The organism is Tenacibaculum sp. XPcli2-G (assembly GCF_024124505.1).
In the GTDB taxonomy this organism is placed as follows: Bacteria; Bacteroidota; Bacteroidia; order Flavobacteriales; family Flavobacteriaceae; genus Polaribacter; species Polaribacter mesophilus.
The window spans coordinates 39,436-62,077 of sequence record NZ_JAMXSH010000001.1 but is presented as its reverse complement, the minus strand read 5'-3'; the positions used below and the strand labels follow the sequence as shown (position 1 = coordinate 62,077).

Here is a 22,642-nt window from a genome sequence, read left to right as displayed (position 1 = left end):
CGAAGAATTTATATTGTTATTAAGAGAAGTTATTAACGAGCGTTTTTACTTAATGTAAAGGCTTGAATAGCTGATTGTAATCAGTGAATAGATGTTAAGTGTAGGTTAATTTTAAAATAAAAATAAAAAAAAGTGATTGATAATCAATTAATAAGATTACATTTGTACTTTAATATAATATTTTTTACAATGAAAGAAGGAACAGTAAAGTTCTTCAATGAATCTAAAGGTTTTGGATTTATTACAGAGTCAGGATCAAACACAGAACATTTTGTACACGTATCAGGTTTAATCGATGAGATTAGAGAAGGTGATACTGTTGAGTTTGAACTTAAAGAAGGAAAAAAAGGATTAAACGCAGTTAGCGTTAGAGTATTATAATATACCTCACAATTTATTTTTCTTAAGAGTCTGTTTAACAGGCTCTTTTTTATTGTGATAAAGTTGTTTTTTTACTTTTAATTGAAAAATATTTTATAATTTTGCGCCCACTTATTACGAGATAATAAGATTTATTAATAACCAAGGTCGCGAACCTTAAAAATTAAAATTATGCCTGTAAAAATTAGATTACAAAGACACGGTAAAAAAGGAAAACCATTTTATTGGGTAGTAGCTGCTGATTCAAGAGCTAAAAGAGACGGTCGTTTCTTAGAAAAAATCGGAACTTACAATCCAAATACTAATCCTGCAACTATCGATTTAGATGTTGACGGAGCTGTAAAGTGGTTACAAAATGGAGCTCAACCAACTGATACTGCTAGAGCAATTTTATCTTATAAAGGAGCTTTATTAAAGAATCACTTAGCTGGTGGAGTTAAGAAAGGTGCTTTAACTGAAGAGCAAGCAGAAGCTAAATTTACTGCTTGGTTAGAAGAAAAAGCAGCTAAAGTTGCTGGTAAAACAGAAGGTTTAGCAAAAGCTGAAGCTGACGCTAAAGCAAAAGCTTTAGAAGCTGAAAAAGCTGTAAACGAAGCACGTATAGCTGCTGCAACTCCTGCTGTAGAAGATAGCGAGGATGCTGCTGCTGAATCAGGTGCTGATAGCGAAGAATAAAAACTGTACTACGATGATGCAAAAAGAAGATTGCTTTTATCTTGGCAAAATCGTTAAAAAACATAGTTTTAAGGGTGAGGTAGTTATTAAGTTAGATACTGATGAACCCGATCTTTACGAAAATTTGGAATCAGTTTTTGTCGATTTAGGCAATAATCTGATTCCTTTTTTTATTGAAAAATCTTCCCTGAGTAAAGGAACTATGTTTAGAGTGAAGTTTGAGGATGTTGATACGGAGGCAGATGCCGAAGCTATTTTACGTTCTGAAGTTTACCTGCCATTAGATATGCTTCCTAAACTTTCTGGAGATAAATTTTATTATCATGAAGTGATAGGTTTTAAGGTTGTTGATACTTCTTTTGGTGAGGTAGGAAATATAGTAAGTATTAATGACTCTTCAGCTCAACCTTTATTTGAAATTGATAGAGACGGAAAAGAGATTTTCATTCCTATGATTGATGACTTTATTAAGAAAGTAGATAGAGATGCTAAAACTATTGAAGTTAAAACACCAGAAGGGTTAATTGATTTGTATTTGAGTTAAAAAACATACTCAAATACACAATCTTCTCCGTCTTCAAAAACTTGTTGCATCCCAATAAACTCAAAACCTAGGTTTTTTAATAGTTTTTGAGATTTTTCATTTTTTGGCATCGTCAAAGCTAATACTTTGTCTTGTTTGAATTTAGTACGGACGTATTCAATAATTAGTTTTGTAGCCTCTGTTGCATATCCTTTACCTCTTCCTTCTGGTAGAAATGCGTACCCAATATCAATAAAATCTAACTTGTCTCTTTGCAATGCTGTAGAGGCTCCAATGGGTTTGTTGGTTTCTTTTGAAATAACCGTGAAAAAACCAAGTCCATTTAATTTAGAGTTTTTAAACAAAGTATCCTTTAGGTAGATACGGGTTTCTTCAATAGATTTTAAATTTTTATCTCCTATAAATTGAATCCAATCAGGATCATTAAATAGTTGAAAATAAAAAGGTGCATCGCTCACTAGAGCTTCCTTAATAATTAGTCGTTCGCTTTCTAATAACATAGCCTAAATATATAATTAAAAATGTACTTTTGCGAAGCAAAAAAAGAATAAAATGAGTTTATTACAAGAATTACAAGATAGAAGCGGAAATCAATGTGAATTATGCGGATCAAAAAGCGATTTGTCAATTTATGAAGTACCACCAATTTCAACAGGAGGAGTTGATGGGAGTTTGTTGGCTTGTAGTACTTGTATTGAGCAAATTGAAAACTCAGAAGCTACAGACGCTAATCACTGGCGTTGTTTAAATGATAGTATGTGGAGTGAGTTTAGAGCAGTGAAAGTTGTGGCTTGGAGAATGTTACACCGTGTCAAAAAAGATGGATGGTCACAAGATTTGTTAGATATGATGTATTTAGAAGATGAAGAGTTACGTTTTGCAGAAGCTACAGGTGAGCATTTAGATGAAAGTGAAAAAATAATTCATAGAGATGTAAACGGAGCTATTTTACAAGCAGGAGATAATGTTGTGTTGATTAAAGATTTAAAAGTAAAAGGTTCTAGCATGGTAGCAAAGCAAGGAACTGCTGTACGTAGAATTTCGTTAGATCCTGAAAATGCTAAATATATTGAAGGTAAAGTGGGAGCACAAACTATTGTGATTATTACCGATTATGTAAAAAAAATGGCTGAAAAGGAATAGTTTTTTATATTTAGAATAAAATGTCTGCTAAATATTACAAAGAAAAACATTTACAAGCAACAAGATATAAAATAGAGAACGTTATCAGGCAGCAAGATTTTTTGTTAAGACACAGATGGAAAGTAATTGCTGCTGGTATTGTTTTTAGCTTTTGGGCTCCAACTTATGGTGTGGGGCATTCTTTTTCTAATAAAAAATCAATGCTGCAAAAAACAGAATATAGTTATTTAAAGTTAGTAATGCTTTGCGCAACTATTTATATGATTTTCTGCATTCTTTATCATTTTTCTAGCAGACATCAGGATAAGAAAAAACTAAAAGAATTGAAAGAGTTAGAAAAAAGATTGGAAAAAGAAATTTCGGAGTTAAACTAACTTTTTACTTCTCAGTATTATAATACACCTTATAAAACTTCATTTTCTTGTCTTCATCGTATCCTTGTTCTAAATATTCAGCAGAAGCATCAGGAGCATCAACATCAATTTTAATTTGAATATTGGTGTCTAATTTAATTTCAGTTTTAAACTTACTTTTTTCTTTCTTTAAAACAACATCAGATACTTCAAAATTATTACGAATTAGTACATCGTTTAATTTTTCAAAGTGCTGCTTGTAATCTTCAAAAAGATCTTTATGCTTGTCTTCTTCAAAAATTTCATCTTTGAAGCCATGATAATCTACACTTTCATGCTCTTTAAAGTAATCAACAGTATTGGCTAAGAAATTACTTTGTTCTTGTTTTCCAAATTCAGGTTTTATAACCTCTTCAGAAAACTCTTTGCACATTTCTAAGTAATTTTGAGTATGTAAGTTACGATCATCAGCATATTTAACACTTAAGAAGTTTTTAATCCAGTATTGCGCATCATATTGGTTGTTATCTACCGATAAAACGACAGTTCCTTCTGCATCAGTAGAGTTTAAAATTAAACAACCCTTATCCAATCTTTTTGTTGAAATTCCTTTTTGAACTACTACATCAAAACTATCGTCATCTAAATAGGTTTGAAAGAAGTCTACCTTACTTTCAATTTTAAAAACACCAACGGCCTCAGTTAAAACATCTTTATATTCAATGCCTTCAAAATAAGCTACAATTACATCCCCCGTTTTAATATTGGCAGAGTTTGATTGTTCGTATAGGTGATTAACAATGTTTTTAGAATGTTCAATAAAAACTTCGTTGCTATCATCTTCAAAAATATCAGAAGTATATTTATTGATTTCGTTTAGACGAACATCAGCATGATGACTAAAGCGGTAACTCTGAGTAACTGAACCGAAAGGCTTCAGTAAAAAAGGGAGTAACAATTCGTAACTTTCTTCATCAAAACGCACTAGACTTTCAGAAAAGGCATTCTGCCCGCTATTGTATTTGTTAGCTACTTTGTGAATGATACATTTGTTAATTTCGGTGCGAGTTCTTTTAATCATCTTCTAAAAAATTGGAAGACAAAAATAGAAAAATTAAAGTTTCAATTTTAATTGTTCTGGCAACAATTTAAATGATTTTCGGTGATAGGGAGTTGCTCCAAATTGACGAATAGCTTCGCGATGTTCTTTTGTAGGGTATCCTTTATTTTTCTGCCAGTTATACTGCGGGAATTCTTGATGAATTTTCTCCATATACTCATCACGATAGGTTTTGGCAAGTACAGAAGCAGCTGCGATACTCATAAATTTAGCGTCGCCTTTTACAATGGTTTGATGTGGAGTTTCTTGATAGGGTTTGAATTTGTTTCCGTCAACAATAATAAACTCAGGTTGTACATTTAATTGTTCTATTGAACGATGCATTCCAGTAATAGATGCTTGTAAAACGTTTAGCTCATCAACCTCTTCTTGATGTATAAAAGAAACTCCAAAAGCTAGTGCATGTTCTTCAATATAAGGTCGAAGTTTTTGTCGTTTTTTTTCAGAAAGTTGCTTGGAGTCGTTTAGCAATTCATGCTGAAAATCACCTGGTAAAATTACAGCTGCTGCAACTACAGGTCCTGATAAACAGCCTCTACCAGCCTCATCTGTTCCTGCTTCTAATTTATGCCCGCTATAGTTTAATTGCAACATGCTACAAATTAACAGTTTTCAAAGAAATTAATCGTGATTTTTGTCGTTAAATTATTTTACTTTTGTTGTTATGAAGAAAAATTTCTTAGTATTTTTTTGTTTGATAAGTGTTCAGATAATTTATGCCCAAAAAAGAACGGTTGATGGAGGTTTGGGGATAGGAAGAGGTGGATTTGACCAAAACATAGATTCATTGCCCGATAATGAGATTAATGTAAAACTTAGTGGAAAAACTAAGTACACTGATTATAAAATTATATCACATAAAAATGATACTACCATTGTAGATACTACATTAACAATTCAAAAAGAGTATAAATTCAATTTCTTAAGAAAGGATAATTTTGAATTATTGGCTTTTCATAATCAAGGACAAACTTTTAACAATTTAGGGTACGATTTTACTAATATTTCTAAGTTTCCTAATATAGGTTTTAGAGCAAAAATGTTCAATTATTTTGAAATTGAAGATGTGAATTATTATCATGTGCCCACCCCTACAACAGAAATAATGTATCGTACAGGGTTAGAGCAAGGTCAGGTATTGGATGCGCTTTTTACAACAAATTTTTCTAAACGATTTAACGTATCGATAGCTTATAAAGGACTTCGTTCTTTAGGAGCTTACAGGCGTTCTTTAGCTAGTACGGGTAATTTTAGGGTTAGTTTTAGTTACGAGACTCCTAAAGGACAATACGGGATTAGAGGGCATGCTGTAAATCAAGATTTTTTTAATCAAGAAAGTGGAGGACTAACCGAAACTTCTTTAGAGGCATTTTTAGCAGATGATCCTAATTTTAGCGGAAACAGAGGTAGAATGGATGTGAATTTGGGTAATGCTGAAAGTACTTTAGATGCTAAGAGATTATACTTTGAACATACTTTTAAATTACTTTCTTCAAAAGATAGTGTGAGTCAAAAAGACTTTTCTAATTTAAAACTTGGGCATTCATTTACTAGAGATTCTAAGTTTTATCGATTTACTCAAGGTACAGCATCAGATATGTTTGGTGATGCAAATATTTCGAGTAACATTAATAATAAAACTATTTATTTACTATATAATAATCAGTTTTTTTTAGATTTTAATTCAAAATATGTACTAGGAAAATTTCGTGTAAAAACAGAATTATCAAATTATACATATGGATATGAAAACTTACAGAATAATACAGTTGGAATTACAAAGAATAAGCTGAAGGGAGATGCAATTTCGTTTGGAGCTGATTGGAATGGAAGAATAGGGAACTTTCATGTAAATGCTTCTGGAAGTCTTACCCCAGGAAGTGGTCGATTGTCAGGGAATTATCTTTCAGGGGAAGCTTTCTATAAAAAAGATAGTGTACTTACTGTGAAAGGGAGGTTAGGAATAAGTAACAAATTACCTAATTTTAATTTTTTATTACATCAAAGTAGTTACGATGATTTTAATTGGGAAAATAATTTTTCTCAAATAGGGACACGTACATTGGGAGGGGTTATTGAGTCTAAATGGGGAAATGCTTCGTTGGATATCACTAATATTAGTAATTACACGTATTTTGATGAAAATGGTCAACCGAAACAGTTTTCAGGAGATGTAAACTATTTAAAGGCAAAGGCATCTAAAGAATTTACCTTTGGAAAGTTTGCTTTAGATAACACTTTAATGTATCAAAAAGTAGCAAGTGGAAATAGTGTTTTTAGGGTTCCAGAATTTGTTACTCGTAATACACTTTACTATACAGATGAATGGTTCAAAGGAAAACCTTTGTTGGTACAAATAGGAGCTACATTTAAGTACTTTTCAAAATATAAAGCAAATGCGTATAACCCTTTATTAGCTGAGTTTACTTTACAAAATGACACAGAAATAGGATATCCTACAGTAGATTTGTTTTTCAATGCTAGGGTTCGTAGAACTAGAATTTATTTTAAAGCAGATAACATAAGTTCTTTTGTGTTAAAAAAGAATTATTTTTCGGCTCCGAATTACCCGTATAGAGATTTCGTAATTCGTTTTGGAGTAGTGTGGAACTGGTTTATATAAAATGAAAGAAAAGCTGCGAAAAAATTGGAAGTTGTTTTTAATAGCAAGTTTAACCTTAGGTTTAGCACCTTTTAGACCACCACATATTTTTGGAAAGTTACAATGGATAGCAGGAGGGAATGCCTTTTCAGGAGAGCACGCTATGCAGTCTATGGATTGGTTTGATGTTTTTTTGCATGGAACTCCTTGGGTACTTTTAATAGTATCAACTTTATTACATATTTTCAGGAAAATAGAGCTCCATTTCAGGTAAAAAACGTCCTTTAATACTGCTCTCTCGTTTCCCAATTATTTGAAAACCATGTTTTAAATAAAAAGCATCCGAGTTTGGGTCTGATAAAACATTTAATACAGCACAAGAACCGCCTATACAAGATTTTTTTACATGTTCTAGTAGTTTAGAACCAATTCCTTGGTTTATAAATTTAGGGGAGACAAATAAAAAATCTAAAAAACTTGTTCTAATATTAGCTCGATATAAAACATAAAAACCAGCTGTAGTATCGTTAACTTGAAATTTGTAAACATTACAGTTGGTAAACATTTTAGGGGAGACTGTTAAGTCGTTTTTCCACTCTTCCATTTGTTCTTTGGAATATCCCCAATATGCTTTTGAACTTATGGCAATTTCAGTTAATAAGTTAGCGTCTTGTATTTGAGCTTTTACAATCATAAAAAAAGAACCTCACAAAAGGTGAGGTTTATAAACGTTATTATTTAGAAGCTAGTTGTTTTATTTTAATTCTGAATGCAGCAAATAGTAATGTTGTAAAAGGGCTTAGCCAATTAAACATGGCATAAAAAGCATAATCTATAACAGGAACACCTAAAACACCAGAATGATAAGCTCCGCAAGTATTCCAAGGAATTAAAACAGAGGTAACAGTACCAGAATCTTCTAAAGTTCTACTTAAGTTTTCAGGAGCCAACCCTTTATCTTTATAAGCTTGTGCGTACATTTTTCCAGGTACAACAATTGCTAAATATTGATCAGAAGCGGTGAAATTTAAACCTATACATGTACCAACAGTACTGGCAAATAATCCGAATACTGAATCAAATAAGCTTAACATAAAACTGCTAATTTTAGTTAAGGCTCCAATAGCATCCATGACCCCACCAAAAACCATTGCTAATAAAATTAACCATACGGTTCCAAGCATTTTTTTCATACCACCGGCAGTAAATAAATCTTTTAACACTTCATTATCAGTAGTTACAGAGGTTTCTACGGTTATAGCTTGCATTATTCCTCTGTAGGCAGATTCAAAATCTAGCTTTTCAACTCCAGAAATTTGAGAAACAACATGAGGTTGAAAAATCAAAGCAAAAGCACCACCAAATATGGTTCCAGCTAAAAGAGCGATTAAAGGAGGTGTCTTCTTAATAATTAGAACTAAAACTAATACAGGTACAAGAAATAACCATGGGGTTATATTAAAAGCTTTGTTAATGTCGCTAAGCATTTGTTGAGTATTCGCGTCACCAGTTGTAGTTTGGGTAAATCCTAAAATAACAAAAAAGATAATAGTTACTATAAATGTAGGTACAGTAGTATAAGTCATATATCTTATATGTGTAAACAAATCTGTTCCAGCCATGGCTGGGGCCAAGTTTGTAGTGTCTGACATTGGAGACATCTTGTCGCCAAAATAAGCACCAGATAAAACTGCACCAGCAGTCATACCTAAAGAAATACCTAAAGCTTCACCAATACCAATTAAAGCTATACCTACTGTTGCAGAAGTTGTCCAAGAACTTCCAGTGGCAACAGATATAACTGCACATATTATTAAACAAGCTACTAAAAAGATAGTCGGGTTTAAAATTTGAAGCCCGTAATAAATCATTGAAGGTATAATACCGCTTACAAGCCATGTTCCTGCAAGCGCACCTACCATTAACAAAATTAAAATAGCACCTGCTGTTGATTTTATGTTTTCAGCAACTTCTTCAATCATTCTTTCGTAGGAAACTTTATTTTTAAAACCTACAATAGCCGCAACAGCTCCACCTAATAATAAAATAAATTGATTACTTCCACTTAAAGCATCGTCTCCAAATACATATACATTATATGCAAGCATACCTATTAAAGCGAAAACAGGAATCAAAGCTTCCCAAATACTCAACTCTTTATTTTGAATTATTTTTTGATTTTCTATTTTAATTTTAGATAGGTTTTTGTCGTCTTGCATGTATGGTATTTTTTTCGGCTTGTAATGTTACGATTTTGTAGAGAATTACACAAATCGAATTAGTTTACAATATTTTTTAAAAAAAATGGAATAGAAATACTATATAAACAAAAATGTCATTTTAAAAAATGTGAAATGGTTTAGTGCCTTTCATTTTGTTTAAAATGACAGAATCGAGAAGATATTATAAGTGTTTTACAAAACGCCTACTTTTTTCATGCAAGTTTTCATCATTTGATAGGTGCGCTCTATGTCATTATCTAATCCAATAGAAAAACGAATTAATCCATCGGTAAGTCCCATTTCTTTTTGTTCTTCTAAAGGAATTTCTGATGACGTTGAAGTCCCTGGAGCTGAAAATAAAGTTTTATAAAAACCTAAACTTACAGCTAAGTACCCTAGATTTTCATCCTGCATTAATTCCATTAAAGCATTGGCTTTGTCTAGAGATCCAGCATCAATAGTTAGCATTCCTCCAAAACCATATTCTTCATTCATCATTGATTTAAACACCTTATGAGAAGGGTGTGATGGTAATCCTGGATATACTGTTTTTAATCCGTCAGCTTCAAATTTTTCAGCTAAATAACTCGCATTTTTACTGTGTTGCTTTACTCGTATATGTAAAGTTCTCATGTTTTTCAGGATTGAAGAAGCGCGTAAAGAGTCCATAGAAGCTCCTAATAACATACTTGCCCCATCAATTACACTTTTTTGAGAATTGATAAAATCTGCAGTTCCACAAATAACTCCTCCCATAGTGTCAGAAGAACCATTGATGAATTTTGTTAAACTGTGAATAACAATATTGGCACCCAATTGAGCTGGAGAAATTGATAGAGGAGAAAATGTATTGTCAACTACCAACTGTAAATCATGCTTTTTAGCTAATACTGAAAGAGCTTTAATATCTGCGACCTCTAATAACGGATTGCTTACAGTTTCGCAGTAAATCATTTTAGTATTTTTGTTAATGGCAGCTTCTACTCTGTCTAACTTTGTAATGTTTACAAATGAAGTTTCAATTCCTATTCTTGGAGTAAAGTTTTTAAGAAAGGCATAAGTTCCTCCATAAATAGTTCTACTTGAAACGATATGATCTCCAGCCCCACATATTTGTAAAATAGTAGGAGTAATGGCTCCCATACCAGTAGCTGAAACATTAGCAGTTTCAGTACCTTCCATAGCAGCTAAAGCTTCAGATAGGTATAAGTTTGAAGGAGATGAGTGGCGAGAGTATAAATAACAACCATCTGTATTCCCTTCAAAAGTATCAAACATAGTCTTTGCTGATAAAAAAGTATAGGTAGAAGAATCTGAAATAGAAGGGTTAACTCCTCCAAATTCTCCAAAGTACTGTAGATCTTGTATGTTGTTTGCAGGTTTAAATTTCATATCGATTAAAGTTAATTATTAGTAGACTACTAAGTTCTGTTTTAGTTGTTTAAAAATCAATACAAAGCGGTTTTTGTAGAAAATCACACTAATTTTATGTTTGTATTTAGTTTTTTATTAGTTTGTGTTCAGATAAGTTGTAATAAAATAGATTTTTTTTCAGATGAAGTTAGATAATATAGATAAGAAGTTATTAGGGTTACTTCAAACAGATAGTAAACAAACAACAAAACAGTTATCATTGCAATTGGGTCTTTCTGTAACAGCTGTTTATGAGAGAATAAAGAAGTTGGAAAAAGAGAAGGTCATTAAACAGTATGTTGCGTTGCTAAATAAAAACAAAATAGAAAAATCATTTTTAGTTTTTTGTCATATAAAGTTAGAGAAACATAACAAAGATTATATAGCTCTTTTTGAGCGTGAAATTAAAAAATTAGAAGAAGTAACAGAGTGTTTTCATGTAAGTGGAGATTATGATTATGTGTTAAAAATTTATGTGAAAGATATGGATGCTTATAGAGAGTTTATGATTAATAAAATTACAGCATTAAAACATGTTGGAAGTACTCACAGTATTTTTACAATAGGTGAGGTTAAAAACTCAATAGCAATAGCTTTATAAAATATTTTGTTGATTTTTATAAAAAGAATCAGCCTGTAGCTTCATAAGGTTACGAGCCATCTTTTGTTTATAATTGTAGAGTTCTTCTTCTGTTTTTAAATCAGAGTATATTTTGTTGTTGAGGTCTATATCAGTGTGTAAAATAGCTTCTCGTTGATGAACTTGTTGTTGAATCCAAGTTTTAACTTGAGATTCATGGTTTTCCAATTTATAATCGTATTCACTTTTTGAGCTAATAAGTTTGGCAAAAATAGGAGCAGTTTCTATTGCTAAAAATAGTAGGAAGATAAAGAAAGAAGGTAGCCAAGGTAGTTTGTTTAAAGCATTAACACGAGCCATTAATCCATCAAAATTAGAAATAATAGGTTGTGTTTGTGTTTCTTTTAATTTTTGACTTTCGATCAAATTAGCAATAGCAGTTTCTTTCTGTTTTATTTTTTCGGTATTTTCAGCTTTTAATTGATTAAGTTCTGCAAGGGCAGTATCGTGTTTATCTCTTTTTTCTTTGTAAACAGGTCCTCTGCCAATTAATTTGGTACCTTTTCTTCCTTCGGCTTCAGCTATATAGGTTTCATATAATTTATTTACCTCGCTTTCTTTCGTTGTGACCTCATCTTTTAAAGAAGTGATTTCAGAATTAATTTTTGTTATTTCAGGAGTGAATTGTTGTGCAATTTGAGTTTTGTTATTCAAAGTCATCTGATTTTTTTCAGTCAGTAATACTTGATTGATTTCCTTTTCGAAAATTTTTAATTCTAATGGTTTAGAAATCACCACAGCAATTATCATAGCAAGTAACAATCTAGGAAGTATTTGTATAAGTTCTTTTCGTTTAGACTCTCTTTTTTTAATAGTAGAAACAATAAATCTATCTAAATTAAAAATGAGTAACCCCCAAACAATACCAAAGAAAATAGCGGTGTAAATATTATCAAAAACTGTAAATAAAGCATAAGCAGAAGCAATGGTAGCCATTAAAGCAGTGAAAAAAACGGTAGCACCAATACCAGCATATTTGTTTTGTTCACCATTAGCACAATTTTCAAGCAAATCTAAATCAGCTCCAGAACAAAGAAGGAAAAATCGTTTTAACATAAAATAAGCTTATAGCTTAATAACGACAGATTTAGGATTTTGTTACAAAAAAAGCCTCATTTAAGAGGCTTTTAACAAGTATGTGTTTTGAATATCAGTTATTTGTTGCTAGTTACATATACTAACCCTGTACCATCTTTATTTTTTTAACATCAACTTTTCTTATGTCTTTAGGTGCAATTTTGTGTAATTTTTCTTTAGAAATAAGTTTACCATCTAAGTAATATTTTATATCAGAGGTGTTAATGTTATTTGTGTTTTTAGTAACTTTTTTGCTATAAAACTTGATGATTTTTTTATTGTTTTTAGCTTGTATTAAGGTTCTTAGTCCTTTTTTATTTTTAATTAACTTAATAACTTCATTATAACTCAGCTTTTTGTCATCGAAATAGAAATCAGCATTTTTGTTTTGATATATGTATTCGATAGCATTTATTGAAGGAGGTGGAATGTTTGAGGTTTCTTCTTCTCTAATAACTTCATAGCTATGGGGTGGAGGTGGAGGTATGTTTAAAGCTTCACCTTTTATAACAATTCTACTTGTAGGGCTTGGAGGTGGAGGGAGTTGTCCCTTTTCATTCTCTGTTAATTCTGAGATTTTTTTAGTTATTTTATTTCCTTTTTCATCATGATAAGTTATTTCCACGTCTTCATGATTAATACTTTTTTTATAAACTGTTACTGATGAAGGAATTGAATCTTTTGAAGTTTCAGTAGAGAGTACATGTTTTTTTGTTGTTTCTGCTTCAACTCTTTCAGCAAAGAGAAAAGCGAATCCTGCTATTACTGGTATTACTGCCAGTTTTTTTAGCAAAATTTTGGTACGAGAACTTTGTTTTGTCATCATTAATAATCTTTTTTTAGTTAATAAATAATTCAAATTACTGGCCAAGTAATATTCGTTGTTCCAAGTAGCTCTATTTAATAGTAAATACTGATACTTAGTAGTGTTTTTATGTGTAATAATTACTTCATTATCTGCTAAAAACTCATGATTTAACTTTATTGCTTTTTTAAGAAATATAAATGTTGGATTGATCCAAAAAATGATTTGTAAAAATTCAATAAATAATATGTCAAACGTGTGTTTTTGTAGAGCATGTGTTAACTCGTGTGTATAGAGTTCAGTTTCAATCTTGTTTGAATTGTATTCCTCTTTGTTGATAAAAATGTAGTTCCAAAAGGTGTGTGGACTAATTAAATCGTCAACTAAAACAAGGGTAACTTTGTCTTTTTTTATTTTTTTATACTGTTTTATCTTTAAGAAGATATTAAATAGGTTTTTTGTAAAGCGGATTAATAAAATGATTGCTACAATTGTATATCCAAGAAATAAATATTGGGTATAGCTAATTTCCTTAACAGGATTTACATCCAAATTTGAATCTGTAATCAAGGAAGGGACAGCCTTTAAAGTATTCGGAATAGTTTCTATATAGATCTTATAAAAAGGAGCTATAAACGAAAATAATACACTACCTAATAAATAAAACCGATTGAATTGGTGCATTTTTTCTCGTTCTAATATCAAATGATAAAAGAGAAGCAGCAATGCTAAACAAATTCCTGATTTGATAAAATACGTTATCATTATTGTTGCTTTTTAATTTGCTGATCGATAATTTTTTTTAAATCTTCTAATTCTGAAACTGATAAATCTGTTTTTTCAGTAAAAAATGAAGCAAATTGACTAGCAGAGTTATTAAAGAAGTTTTTAATCAATCCGTTTACATGCTTTGAAAAGTAGTCTGACTTTTTTACCAAAGGAAAATATTCTCTTGATTTTCCATCTAATGTATAATCTACAAATCCTTTATCTTTCATTCTTTTTAATAGTGTAGCAACTGTAGTTGTAGCAGGTTTTGGTTCAGGAAATTCTGCTAAAATATCTTTCATAAAAGCTTTTTTTAGTTTCCATAAATATTGCATCACTTGTTCTTCAGTTTTCGATAATTGCATTTCGATAAAATTTGAATTGTATTCTATAAATGTAGAAATAAATTTTAATTCTACAAGTGTAGAGATTAAAATATTGCAAAAAAAATAGCCTTGAGGGATTTTCAAGACTATCTTATTGATGTTATTAAAGATGAATTATTTTGATAATTCCGTAAAATATTGATAAAAATACGGAATGGTTTCAATTCCTTTTAAGTAATTCCACACTCCAAAATGCTCGTTTGGTGAGTGAATGGCATCAGAATTTAATCCGAATCCCATTAAAATAGTCTTACTCTTTAATTCTTGTTCAAATAAAGCAACGATAGGAATACTTCCTCCGCTTCGTTGCGGAATAGGAGTTACTCCAAAGGTTTCTTGGTACGCTTTGCTTGCTGCCTGGTAACCAATATTATCAATTGGAGTTACATATCCTTGTCCTCCATGATGAGGTTTTACTTCTACTTTTACTGATTTAGGAGCGATACTTTCAAAGTGTTTTTTGAACAATTCAGTAATTTCTTCCCATTCTTGTCCTGGTACTAAACGCATTGAAATTTTAGCGTAGGCTTTTGAAGCAATAACAGTTTTTGCCCCTTCACCTGTATATCCTCCCCAAATTCCATTTACATCTAAGGTAGGACGGATAGAGTTGCGTTCGTTAGTAGTATAACCAGCTTCTCCGTGAACATCATCAATATCTAAAGCAGCCTTGTATTCTTCTAATGAGAAAGGTGCTTTCGCCATTTCATCACGCTCTTCACGAGACAATTCTTCTACTTTATCATAAAATCCTGGGATGGTAATATGATTATTTTCATCGTGTAATGAAGCAATCATTTGTGTTAAAATGTTGATAGGGTTTGCTACAGCACCTCCATATAAACCAGAATGTAAGTCTCTATTAGGTCCAGTAACTTCAACTTCTACATAACTTAATCCACGTAAACCAGTAGTAATTGAAGGAATGTCGTTTGCAATCATTCCTGTATCAGAAATTAAAATCACGTCGTTGGCAAGTTTCTCTTTGTTTCTAGGAACAAACCACGCTAAACTTTCTGAACCTACTTCTTCTTCACCTTCAATCATAAATTTCACGTTACAAGGTAGGTTGCCAGTATGAGTCATGTATTCTAATGCCTTTACATGCATATACATTTGCCCTTTATCGTCACATGCACCGCGTGCAAAAATTGCTCCTTCAGGGTGAATGTCTGTTTTTTTGATAACAGGATCAAATGGAGGAGAAGTCCATAAATCGATAGGGTCTGCCGGTTGTACATCGTAATGACCATATACCAATACTGTTGGTAAATTAGGATCTATTATTTTTTCTCCATAAACGATAGGATATCCAGGGGTTTCACAAATTTCTACTTTATCACATCCCGCTTTTTCTAAACTTTCTTTAACCGTATCAGCAGTATTTAATACATCTTGATTAAAGGCTGGATCAGCACTTACTGATGGAATTTTTAATAAATCGATAAGCTCATTAATAAAACGATCTTTATGTTGAGCTATATAATCTTTTACGTTTTGCATGTGTTGTATATTAATTAGCATCAAAAATAAGAAAAATAGTATACTTCTTCTTTGTAGTTTGCAAGTATTGTTTATATTTGCATCCACAATTTCAAAAGTACGCGGGCGTGGTGGAATTGGTAGACACGCTAGACTTAGGATCTAGTGCCGTGAGGTGTGAGAGTTCGAGTCTCTCCGCCCGTACTTAATCAAGATGCAATTAGCTTATTTTTAGTTAATTGCATTTTTTGTTTCTTAAGGTTTGCACACTATCTGCACATTTTTTCTGAATTATTACTTTACTGTAGGTTTGTAATTAATTGTTTACAATGAATATTGTTTTATAATAAGGTTTAAATCGAGTAAAATAGACCTTAAATAAAACTACAAATGTGGGGGATTTTGTAACTTAATTAATAGAATAAGAAACTCTCCCCCACATTTGTATATTAATAATTATATGTATTCTACAAACTTTGCAGAAAAAATAATTAACTATTTTTTTTCAGAATCTATTAATAAAAAGAGGACAAATAAGCTTCTTATAGTACTAACTGAAAGTAAATAAATTAACACAATCAAAGATTTAAATACAAAATAATTATTCAGGTTAGCAGATGACAATGTAATGATGTAAGATATTATAAAACATAAAACTAACTCTATAATCGCTATTTTAAATACTTTAACTATGGCTTTATAAATACCGACAGAGAATAGAAGTTCTAAAGGGGTTTCAGAATTTTTAGGTTTTTTATTTAATACGTTTGAGCGAATTGATGCTATAATAGTTAATGAAGCAAGTATGAAACCTGCTAATGAAATTGAAGCACCAATAATATTCTCAATTATAGTGATGTGTTCTGTTTTGGATTTAAGAATGAAATCAAACAAGCTTAATTTACTATTTAGTAACCATAAGCATCCAATAACAATGGTATCAATAAGCAAAGCATATTGTAAATAATAATCTACAAGTTCACGATATCTATTGGAGTTTTTTGTCATTTAATTCTTTTAACATTTGTTGAAACATGTCATTAGATATTATAGTTCTATATTTTTTTTTCCTTTCAACTCTAATTTCACTGTTTACTTTCTCTAAAAGTAAATCAAAATTCTCTAATAAATTATCTTTTTCTCCATCTTCTGCTTTTAAAGACAGTTTGTTAAATAAATTTTTATTTTTTGGAGATTTAGAAAAATTTCTAATTATATTAAATACTGATTGTTTAATAGCTGATTCTTCAGGAGCTTGTTTATAATCAAATTTAAGGGTTAAAGTAGCGTATTCACTTGAAAAGTGTTCTATTGAGTAGTTTACTGCACTCCAAATTTTTTGATCAACTTCTTTTATTTTTGCAATATTATCTTTGTGTACCTTAACAATAAATTCTGAAAAACGATTTACTCTATCTTTAAATGTTTCTAATTCGTCTTTAACAATTGGTTTAAAACCAACTCTTTCTAAAACGTTTTGATCTATACCTACACGTTCGATATAATTTACTAAGTCGGTAATTTTAGAACCATAATGGTTGTATTCTAGAGCTAGAAAAACTTTTCCGTTCTTTCTGTAGTCTAAAATGAAATGAGTAGTTTCAACTAGTCCTTCCTCTTCTTTTGCGTCAATTCCTTTGGTTTCGTCAGTTTCAGTATTCATTAATTCAGGAAGTAAATCTTTTCTAACACACCTCATTTTAGCTTTTATAAGGTTGTTTTTATTTTCAATTCCTTGTATAAAAACATACTTATTACCAAATCGTTGGTATCTTATTTTTGCTCTAGTTTTTGCTAATCTAGTTAAGGTTTCAAAGAAACTTTCAAAATCTGAATCTTCCGAGAATGTTAATTCTAATTCATAATAATTAACTTTTCTTTTCACTTTAATAATTTCTCCTCTAGCCATTTTTGTTTGATTAAAATTTTATTTTTACTAGGACTGGTTTTGTTTGGAATTATTGTTTACTACTTCTGATTAAACACTTTGTTGTATTTTTCGAAATCGAATTTTGGATGTTTTTTTTCTATAAATTCTTTTAAATATCTATGATCATCCTTTGCTTGATTTCTAGAATATGTTTGAGAATTTTTTCCTGACAACTCACATAGTGTTTTGAATTGTTCAAGATTAAATATATCTAAGTTAAGTTTTAAAATGTTTGAGAATATTTTATCACCATCATTGTAGTCTTTTGCTATGCTATATCTCCAAGCAATAAAATCGGCTATCTCTTTAGAATACCCTTTTGAAATTCCAATTTTGATTAATCTATTATAAGCTGAAATAGGAGCACTAAATGGAAAATTGTTAAATATATCCTTAGGTATTATTTCTCTTAACTCTGTTAGATGTTGTGTGTAATTTTCACTCATAAACCATGCTACAATCTTTGCACCATTATCTTTTTTTATCATATTAGACATGATTAATTTAACATGATCATTAAACTCAGGTAACATGAACTCGTTTTCAGAAAGGAATATTATTAGATATTTTACATTTTTTTCATCATTTTTAATATTATTAAAATATTCTTTCTCTGATTTAATTTTTTCTATACAAATTGGTGTGTTTCTTTTGTATAAGAAATATAGTAGTTTGTAATTAATTTGCCTATTTGATTCAGATCTGTCATCATCCAGACGATAAATAAACTTCCATAAATCCCTAAATATTGTTGCTTCAACCGATTCGTTAAGATTGTTTAAGTATTTTGATTCTATATATCGTTCAATACTTGTTTCATCTATTAAAATATCTTTTTTTTGTTCTATATCTTCTAAAATTGTTGAGAGTATTTTTTTTGATAACACAGGAGGCTTAAGGAAGAGAGACTCAAGCATGTTTCTTATATGGGATGCGACAAGCTCTTTGTTAGGAGTATAAAGTTTATCTTGTTTATCTATAACAGGGTGAGCACATAGATGTCTGTCGTTTTTCAAAGCTTGTATATGAGCATAATCTACGTTATCTAATAAACTAGTTCTGTTTTTTACTTCTTCTATTATTCTTTGTTCCCATTCTGAATTTTTTGGATTAGTCTGTTGAATGGTTTTGATGTTATCAAGAACAGTTTTAGCTGTAGAATCTGCGTAAACTTCTTCAAGTACTTCAAGTTTAATTAATATGTCATGTATCACGACAGAATATAATGTAACTATAGCTGCTCTATAATTTCCATTAAAATAGGAACTAGAAACTTCCTTGAAGTATTCTTTTGTTTTTTTTGAATTAATTTTTGTGGTAGCATTTTCTATGCTATAATCTTTCATTTAATTTGAATTAAATTTAGTTGTTTAAATGAATTAACAAGCTAAAATTATTATCAAACAAATTTAAAGGATAGGAATTTAATACAGATGCGGAAAACCGTAATTAAAGTAAGGTTTTTCCGTAATCTCATTATAATCAGTTACAAATGTGGGGGAGAGTTTCTTATTCTATTAATTAAGTTGCAAAATCCCCCAAATTTCTATGTGAATTTCTTCAATATTTCACTTGATTTAAGGAGAATAATAAACACCTACGATTAATCGTAAATGTTTATTTATATACTTGTAAGTTGAATAGGCTAAATAAAAGATCTCTAAATTTTAACTAATTTAAAAAAATCTTCAAGTTTAAGATTTCTTGCTTCACAAATCTTGAATAAAGTTTTTAAAGGAATTCTATATCCTTCCTCTTGAAGAATCTTTCGTACAGTCTTCTCGTCAATATTATGGTCAAGACCAAAGTTTCTATTAGACTTACTTGGTTTAATCCATTCTTTAGCTATGTAATTGCAGACTTTCTTATTTACATCCATAAGACAAATGAATGTATAGTTGAAAAAAATAATGCGGACGAACAACCGCAAAAAGAAATATTTCTTCTATATTTGAGCGAATTAAAATAAAATCTTATGAAAAAATATTTAGCAAGTATTATGATTGCTTTTCTAGTGTCGTGTGGAACAAGTACAAAAGAAGAAACCCCTAAGGAGAGCTCTGAGAAAGATAACTCAACAGAGAAGGTTATTCAAGCTGAAAAGGAAGAAGAATTAGCAAAGAAAAAACAAGAAGAAAAGAAGTTAGAAAAGCTTCGCTATTACATGAATAACTCTTCTGTAACAGATGAAAATGGAATAAGATATAACTTGTCTATTAAGTCTAATATAGTGTCTAAAAACGCCTTATATACATCTGAAAAGATACATTATGAGTATCGTTATGATAAGTTTGATATAGTTGTTAATTCTTATGAAATAAACACGGTGTTTAAGTTATATGCAAATGGAGAGTTAAAAGATAAAGTAGAATTAAAAGGTTTTCTGTTGGAGTCTAAAAGAAGCGATACAGATGATATTTTTGCATATTGTAATGATAGTTACACATATTACCCAAAGATTGAAAATAAGGATATTAGGAAGCGTAAAGTTTCAAAATTTACAGGGGCTAATTGTGGTTTAGGGAAGGAGATAAATAATAAGGTAATAAACGCTAGAATTAAAGCTGTAAAAGCTTGTAATTTTTAACTCAAATAAATGTGCAAATCCTGGGGATTTTCCCTACTATTAATAGAATAAAAACCTATCCCCAGGATTTGCAGTTAAAATTTTAAGAAAATGACCCAAATTTGGGTCATTTTTCTTTCTAAGGAGTTAAACCTAACTCTTCATATTTTTCAATTCTATAAAGTAATTTTTTTTTCTTGATTTTCCCAACTCCCGAAAATAAATTAAAATAATTAATAAGCAGGTAAGAAACACTAGAATTAAAGCTGTAAAAGCTTGTAATTTTTAACTCAAATAAATGTGCAAATCCTGGGGATTTTACCTACTATTAATAGAATAAAAACTAATCCCCAGGATTTGCAGTTAAAATTTTAAGAAAATGACCCAAATTTGGGTCATTTTTCTTTCTAAGGAGTTAAACCTAACTCTTCATATTTTTCAATTCTATAAAGTAATTTTTTTTTCTTGATTTTCCCAACTCCCGAAAATAAATTAAAATAATTAATAAGCAGGTAAGAAACACTAGAATTAAAGTTGTAAAAGCTTGTAATTTTTAACTCAAATAAATGTGCAAATCCTGGCGATTTTACCTACTATTAATAGAATAAAAACCGATCCCCAGGATTTGCAGTTAAAGTTTTGTTAATTTTTCATGCTTTTCATAGGAAGGAATTACGTTCTTTAATTGGTTGAGATAGTAGGGTATTCAGAAATAATTCCATTAAGAATCAACAAGAAAATTTTTATACAGTCATTTCATACAGAAACACGTTTGAGGAAAAGTAAGCCTTAAACATAACATGAACGTAATAATAAACAAAGTCCTAGTTTGTATAAATAAATTTACTTAAAAATAAATTAGTTATTATTTTAATAATTAATCTTTCAATTCCTAATGATTTTAATCATATTTTTAATAAACAAGAAGTTTAAAAAAACATGCAAATCCTGGGGATTTTCCCTACTATTAATAGAATAAAAACTAATCCCCAGGATTTGCACGTTATTTTTACCTACTTTCCTCCGTTTTTCTCTTTTTCAGACTTTATAAACTGAAGTAAATCAGTATATCTTTTACGATTTTCTTCACCTGATTTCATTATAATAGGCTCAAATTCAGGAACTCTATCCAAAAGTTAAAAGGAAGAGTCGAAACAACTACTGAAACAATATAAAGGTGTTTTCTAATTTTTAGAATATAACTCTTTAAATTGTTTAGCATAATCATAGGATGTCTTATCTATGTAACCAAGAAATGTTTTTTCACTTCTATGACCTGTAACGCTCATGATTAAATAGTTTGGTAGCTTTCCGAAGTTGTTCGTACAGAAAGTTCTTCTACAAGTATGAGTCGAAATTAATTTCCATTTCTCATACTTACCAAATTCTTTACGTTTAGTATCTTTATTAAATAGAAACCCTTCGGTTAATTGATTAATTCCAGCAAGTTTACATACTTCTTTCATGTATTGATTAAACTTCTGTTGGCTAATCTTATGAGGAAATCCATTTGATATAATTTCTTTTACTTCTTCAAGTACAGGAATAGTAACTAAATTCCCCGTTTTTTGTTGCTTTAATTCGATAACTTCTAGGTCATTTCTAGTATGAAAATTATCTAAAGTTATGTTGAGTAAATCTCCTGCTCTTTGACCTGTATAACAGCCTAAAAGAAGCCATTTACGGGCGTTTTTAAGGCTTTTTAAAGGAAGTTCTATATCTTTTATAGATTCCAATTCTTCTGGTCTTAAAACGATTATATATTCGTTTTTTGTCTTGTATCCAGAGACTTTAAAGAGCTGTGAATGTGTTTCTAAACCATTAAATTTAGCGTCGTTACAAAGTGTTTTAATTACACTTAACATTCTGCCTGCATAACCAGAAGCATATTTCTTAATATCAATCATCCAATTAACAAAACGGTTGCTAAAATCAAGATTTACATCTTTAATTTTGATAGCTTCTTTTCCTTGAAATTCTACTAAAAACTTTTTTAAGATTTTAAAATCGTCAATTCTTGACTTAGATAAACCAAAAGTTCCTTTAGCATTTTTAATAGTCGATGATTTATTTATGTAGTAATCTACATAATTAACTAAAGTTAAAGGAAGTTTATGTTTTGTGTTAGTAGTTCTATTAAAAAAGTTGTTAATACAGTCTTGCAACCAAAGTTTATTAATGTCAGTAACTTCAAAATCAATATTGAACCTATTATAAACGAATTCTTCAAGATTAATAATAGTTGATTTTACTTTTAAAGATTCCTTACAGTTCGCCTTAGGGATATTTTAATTGCTTGTTTTTAGAATCAAACCAGTAACTTCTTTTCGATTTAAATTCGGTATTAATAAAAATATCGAGTTTATTGTTTTTATCCTTATGAGTAAATCTCATAGTTAATGAACCAAAGTCTTTTATAGACCTAAAAATAAATTTAATTGATGCCATTTTTTGCACACTATTTGCACACTAAAGCATAAAAACAGTTAAAATGTGGTGATTTAAGAATGTTGTGAAATTAAGCCTGTTACAGTC

24 protein-coding genes and 1 tRNA gene are annotated in these 22,642 nt (G+C 30.1%); 10 read left to right on the top strand and 15 right to left on the bottom strand.

The features are described from left to right. Nucleotides 1-189 precede the first annotated feature (189 nt). The 3 genes from NH341_RS00245 to rimM all read left to right on the top strand — a co-directional run bounded on the left by NH341_RS00245 (nucleotide 190) and on the right by rimM (nucleotide 1,600). The gene (locus tag NH341_RS00245) at nucleotides 190-381 is read left to right on the top strand and encodes a cold-shock protein (RefSeq protein ID WP_028891302.1); all 192 of its coding nucleotides are present in this window, start codon (nucleotides 190-192) and stop codon (nucleotides 379-381) included. A gap of 171 nt (nucleotides 382-552) precedes the next feature. Beyond that, complete coding sequence (locus NH341_RS00240; protein WP_047790292.1) at nucleotides 553-1,056, top strand: 30S ribosomal protein S16; 504 nt, start codon at nucleotides 553-555, stop codon at nucleotides 1,054-1,056. Nucleotides 1,057-1,072: 16 nt separating this feature from the next. Beyond that, nucleotides 1,073-1,600 (top strand): ribosome maturation factor RimM, encoded by a 528-nt coding sequence (gene rimM, locus NH341_RS00235; protein ID WP_159612995.1) that lies wholly within the window; start codon nucleotides 1,073-1,075, stop codon nucleotides 1,598-1,600. On the opposite strand, the gene NH341_RS00230 is transcribed toward rimM, so the two are convergent. Beyond that, on the bottom strand, nucleotides 1,597-2,100 hold the full coding sequence (locus NH341_RS00230) for a GNAT family N-acetyltransferase (protein ID WP_073182593.1): 504 nt from the start codon (nucleotides 2,098-2,100) through the stop codon (nucleotides 1,597-1,599). The genes rimM and NH341_RS00230 overlap by 4 nt on opposite strands. A 52-nt stretch (nucleotides 2,101-2,152) precedes the next feature. Here NH341_RS00230 and NH341_RS00225 point away from each other — a divergent pair, with 52 nt between their 5' ends. Further along, entirely contained in the window at nucleotides 2,153-2,743 is a 591-nt protein-coding gene (locus NH341_RS00225) for an alkylphosphonate utilization protein (RefSeq protein ID WP_047790290.1), read from the top strand. Nucleotides 2,744-2,763: 20 nt separating this feature from the next. Then, entirely contained in the window at nucleotides 2,764-3,117 is a 354-nt protein-coding gene (locus NH341_RS00220) for a hypothetical protein (protein ID WP_159489035.1), read from the top strand. A 4-nt stretch (nucleotides 3,118-3,121) separates the two neighbouring features. Here NH341_RS00220 and NH341_RS00215 read toward each other — a convergent pair whose 3' ends face one another. Then, on the bottom strand, nucleotides 3,122-4,177 hold the full coding sequence (locus NH341_RS00215; RefSeq protein ID WP_125066673.1) for a nucleoid-associated protein: 1,056 nt from the start codon (nucleotides 4,175-4,177) through the stop codon (nucleotides 3,122-3,124). 33 nt (nucleotides 4,178-4,210) lie between these two features. Beyond that, nucleotides 4,211-4,810: a ribonuclease HII gene (locus NH341_RS00210; protein WP_159612958.1), complete on the bottom strand. Its 600-nt coding sequence runs from the start codon at nucleotides 4,808-4,810 to the stop codon at nucleotides 4,211-4,213. A 70-nt stretch (nucleotides 4,811-4,880) separates the two neighbouring features. On the opposite strand from NH341_RS00210, the gene NH341_RS00205 reads away from it, so the two are divergent. Continuing rightward, nucleotides 4,881-6,839: a putative porin gene (locus tag NH341_RS00205; protein ID WP_253055387.1), complete on the top strand. Its 1,959-nt coding sequence runs from the start codon at nucleotides 4,881-4,883 to the stop codon at nucleotides 6,837-6,839. A gap of 1 nt (nucleotide 6,840) precedes the next feature. Continuing rightward, nucleotides 6,841-7,092 (top strand): hypothetical protein, encoded by a 252-nt coding sequence (locus NH341_RS00200; RefSeq protein ID WP_253055386.1) that lies wholly within the window; start codon nucleotides 6,841-6,843, stop codon nucleotides 7,090-7,092. Here NH341_RS00200 and NH341_RS00195 read toward each other — a convergent pair. The 3 genes from NH341_RS00195 to NH341_RS00185 all read right to left on the bottom strand — a co-directional run bounded on the left by NH341_RS00195 (nucleotide 7,054) and on the right by NH341_RS00185 (nucleotide 10,432). Continuing rightward, nucleotides 7,054-7,512 (bottom strand): GNAT family N-acetyltransferase, encoded by a 459-nt coding sequence (locus NH341_RS00195; RefSeq protein ID WP_253055385.1) that lies wholly within the window; start codon nucleotides 7,510-7,512, stop codon nucleotides 7,054-7,056. The genes NH341_RS00200 and NH341_RS00195 overlap by 39 nt on opposite strands. A gap of 40 nt (nucleotides 7,513-7,552) precedes the next feature. Beyond that, nucleotides 7,553-9,037: a Na+/H+ antiporter NhaC gene (gene nhaC / locus NH341_RS00190; protein WP_253055384.1), complete on the bottom strand. Its 1,485-nt coding sequence runs from the start codon at nucleotides 9,035-9,037 to the stop codon at nucleotides 7,553-7,555. 195 nt (nucleotides 9,038-9,232) lie between these two features. After that, entirely contained in the window at nucleotides 9,233-10,432 is a 1,200-nt protein-coding gene (locus tag NH341_RS00185; protein WP_239178588.1) for an aminotransferase class I/II-fold pyridoxal phosphate-dependent enzyme, read from the bottom strand. A gap of 163 nt (nucleotides 10,433-10,595) precedes the next feature. Between NH341_RS00185 and NH341_RS00180 the strand changes: the two genes are divergently transcribed. Further along, nucleotides 10,596-11,054: an Lrp/AsnC family transcriptional regulator gene (locus NH341_RS00180; protein ID WP_047790281.1), complete on the top strand. Its 459-nt coding sequence runs from the start codon at nucleotides 10,596-10,598 to the stop codon at nucleotides 11,052-11,054. On the opposite strand, the gene NH341_RS00175 is transcribed toward NH341_RS00180, so the two are convergent. The 4 genes from NH341_RS00175 to NH341_RS00160 form a co-directional block, all read right to left on the bottom strand. Next, on the bottom strand, nucleotides 11,049-12,149 hold the full coding sequence (locus tag NH341_RS00175; RefSeq protein ID WP_253055383.1) for a DUF4407 domain-containing protein: 1,101 nt from the start codon (nucleotides 12,147-12,149) through the stop codon (nucleotides 11,049-11,051). The two genes, NH341_RS00180 and NH341_RS00175, sit on opposite strands and share 6 nt — an antisense overlap. Nucleotides 12,150-12,270: 121 nt before the next feature. After that, a complete protein-coding gene (locus NH341_RS00170) occupies nucleotides 12,271-13,740 on the bottom strand; it encodes a M56 family metallopeptidase (RefSeq protein WP_253055382.1) in 1,470 nt (489 codons plus the stop codon). Next, the gene (locus NH341_RS00165) at nucleotides 13,740-14,108 is read right to left on the bottom strand and encodes a BlaI/MecI/CopY family transcriptional regulator (protein ID WP_047790279.1); all 369 of its coding nucleotides are present in this window, start codon (nucleotides 14,106-14,108) and stop codon (nucleotides 13,740-13,742) included. The genes NH341_RS00170 and NH341_RS00165 overlap by 1 nt, the downstream gene beginning before the upstream one ends. A 135-nt stretch (nucleotides 14,109-14,243) precedes the next feature. After that, entirely contained in the window at nucleotides 14,244-15,632 is a 1,389-nt protein-coding gene (locus NH341_RS00160; protein ID WP_125066684.1) for a dipeptidase, read from the bottom strand. 101 nt (nucleotides 15,633-15,733) lie between these two features. On the opposite strand from NH341_RS00160, the gene NH341_RS00155 reads away from it, so the two are divergent. Further along, a tRNA-Leu gene (locus NH341_RS00155) sits at nucleotides 15,734-15,815 on the top strand. Nucleotides 15,816-16,106: 291 nt separating this feature from the next. On the opposite strand, the gene NH341_RS00150 is transcribed toward NH341_RS00155, so the two are convergent. The 4 genes from NH341_RS00150 to NH341_RS00135 all read right to left on the bottom strand — a co-directional run bounded on the left by NH341_RS00150 (nucleotide 16,107) and on the right by NH341_RS00135 (nucleotide 19,420). Continuing rightward, nucleotides 16,107-16,619: a hypothetical protein gene (locus NH341_RS00150; protein WP_253055381.1), complete on the bottom strand. Its 513-nt coding sequence runs from the start codon at nucleotides 16,617-16,619 to the stop codon at nucleotides 16,107-16,109. After that, entirely contained in the window at nucleotides 16,600-17,520 is a 921-nt protein-coding gene (locus tag NH341_RS00145) for a hypothetical protein (RefSeq protein ID WP_253055380.1), read from the bottom strand. The genes NH341_RS00150 and NH341_RS00145 overlap by 20 nt, the downstream gene beginning before the upstream one ends. 59 nt (nucleotides 17,521-17,579) lie before the next feature. Then, entirely contained in the window at nucleotides 17,580-18,887 is a 1,308-nt protein-coding gene (locus NH341_RS00140; protein WP_253055379.1) for a hypothetical protein, read from the bottom strand. A 314-nt stretch (nucleotides 18,888-19,201) separates the two neighbouring features. Beyond that, entirely contained in the window at nucleotides 19,202-19,420 is a 219-nt protein-coding gene (locus NH341_RS00135; RefSeq protein WP_253055378.1) for a helix-turn-helix domain-containing protein, read from the bottom strand. A 96-nt stretch (nucleotides 19,421-19,516) separates the two neighbouring features. Between NH341_RS00135 and NH341_RS00130 the strand changes: the two genes are divergently transcribed. Continuing rightward, on the top strand, nucleotides 19,517-20,128 hold the full coding sequence (locus NH341_RS00130; protein ID WP_253055377.1) for a hypothetical protein: 612 nt from the start codon (nucleotides 19,517-19,519) through the stop codon (nucleotides 20,126-20,128). 1,163 nt (nucleotides 20,129-21,291) lie between these two features. Here the strand turns inward: NH341_RS00130 and NH341_RS00125 are convergent. Beyond that, nucleotides 21,292-22,272, bottom strand: coding sequence for a tyrosine-type recombinase/integrase (locus tag NH341_RS00125; RefSeq protein ID WP_253055376.1), 981 nt, complete (start codon nucleotides 22,270-22,272; stop codon nucleotides 21,292-21,294). Nucleotides 22,273-22,642 lie beyond the last annotated feature (370 nt).

Coding starts and splice junctions, on each gene's coding strand:
- NH341_RS00175 (WP_253055383.1), bottom strand. CDS start 12,149: ATGTTAAAACGATTTTTCCTTCTTTGTTCTGGAGCTGATTTAGATTTG.
- NH341_RS00240 (WP_047790292.1), top strand. CDS start 553: ATGCCTGTAAAAATTAGATTACAAAGACACGGTAAAAAAGGAAAACCA.
- NH341_RS00160 (WP_125066684.1), bottom strand. CDS start 15,632: ATGCAAAACGTAAAAGATTATATAGCTCAACATAAAGATCGTTTTATT.
- NH341_RS00230 (WP_073182593.1), bottom strand. CDS start 2,100: ATGTTATTAGAAAGCGAACGACTAATTATTAAGGAAGCTCTAGTGAGC.
- NH341_RS00170 (WP_253055382.1), bottom strand. CDS start 13,740: ATGATAACGTATTTTATCAAATCAGGAATTTGTTTAGCATTGCTGCTT.
- NH341_RS00135 (WP_253055378.1), bottom strand. CDS start 19,420: ATGGATGTAAATAAGAAAGTCTGCAATTACATAGCTAAAGAATGGATT.
- NH341_RS00185 (WP_239178588.1), bottom strand. CDS start 10,432: ATGAAATTTAAACCTGCAAACAACATACAAGATCTACAGTACTTTGGA.
- NH341_RS00195 (WP_253055385.1), bottom strand. CDS start 7,512: ATGATTGTAAAAGCTCAAATACAAGACGCTAACTTATTAACTGAAATT.
- NH341_RS00130 (WP_253055377.1), top strand. CDS start 19,517: ATGAAAAAATATTTAGCAAGTATTATGATTGCTTTTCTAGTGTCGTGT.
- NH341_RS00140 (WP_253055379.1), bottom strand. CDS start 18,887: ATGAAAGATTATAGCATAGAAAATGCTACCACAAAAATTAATTCAAAA.
- nhaC (WP_253055384.1), bottom strand. CDS start 9,037: ATGCAAGACGACAAAAACCTATCTAAAATTAAAATAGAAAATCAAAAA.
- NH341_RS00150 (WP_253055381.1), bottom strand. CDS start 16,619: ATGACAAAAAACTCCAATAGATATCGTGAACTTGTAGATTATTATTTA.
- NH341_RS00220 (WP_159489035.1), top strand. CDS start 2,764: ATGTCTGCTAAATATTACAAAGAAAAACATTTACAAGCAACAAGATAT.
- NH341_RS00145 (WP_253055380.1), bottom strand. CDS start 17,520: ATGGCTAGAGGAGAAATTATTAAAGTGAAAAGAAAAGTTAATTATTAT.
- rimM (WP_159612995.1), top strand. CDS start 1,073: ATGCAAAAAGAAGATTGCTTTTATCTTGGCAAAATCGTTAAAAAACAT.
- NH341_RS00245 (WP_028891302.1), top strand. CDS start 190: ATGAAAGAAGGAACAGTAAAGTTCTTCAATGAATCTAAAGGTTTTGGA.
- NH341_RS00200 (WP_253055386.1), top strand. CDS start 6,841: ATGAAAGAAAAGCTGCGAAAAAATTGGAAGTTGTTTTTAATAGCAAGT.
- NH341_RS00225 (WP_047790290.1), top strand. CDS start 2,153: ATGAGTTTATTACAAGAATTACAAGATAGAAGCGGAAATCAATGTGAA.
- NH341_RS00205 (WP_253055387.1), top strand. CDS start 4,881: ATGAAGAAAAATTTCTTAGTATTTTTTTGTTTGATAAGTGTTCAGATA.
- NH341_RS00210 (WP_159612958.1), bottom strand. CDS start 4,810: ATGTTGCAATTAAACTATAGCGGGCATAAATTAGAAGCAGGAACAGAT.
- NH341_RS00165 (WP_047790279.1), bottom strand. CDS start 14,108: ATGCAATTATCGAAAACTGAAGAACAAGTGATGCAATATTTATGGAAA.
- NH341_RS00215 (WP_125066673.1), bottom strand. CDS start 4,177: ATGATTAAAAGAACTCGCACCGAAATTAACAAATGTATCATTCACAAA.
- NH341_RS00180 (WP_047790281.1), top strand. CDS start 10,596: ATGAAGTTAGATAATATAGATAAGAAGTTATTAGGGTTACTTCAAACA.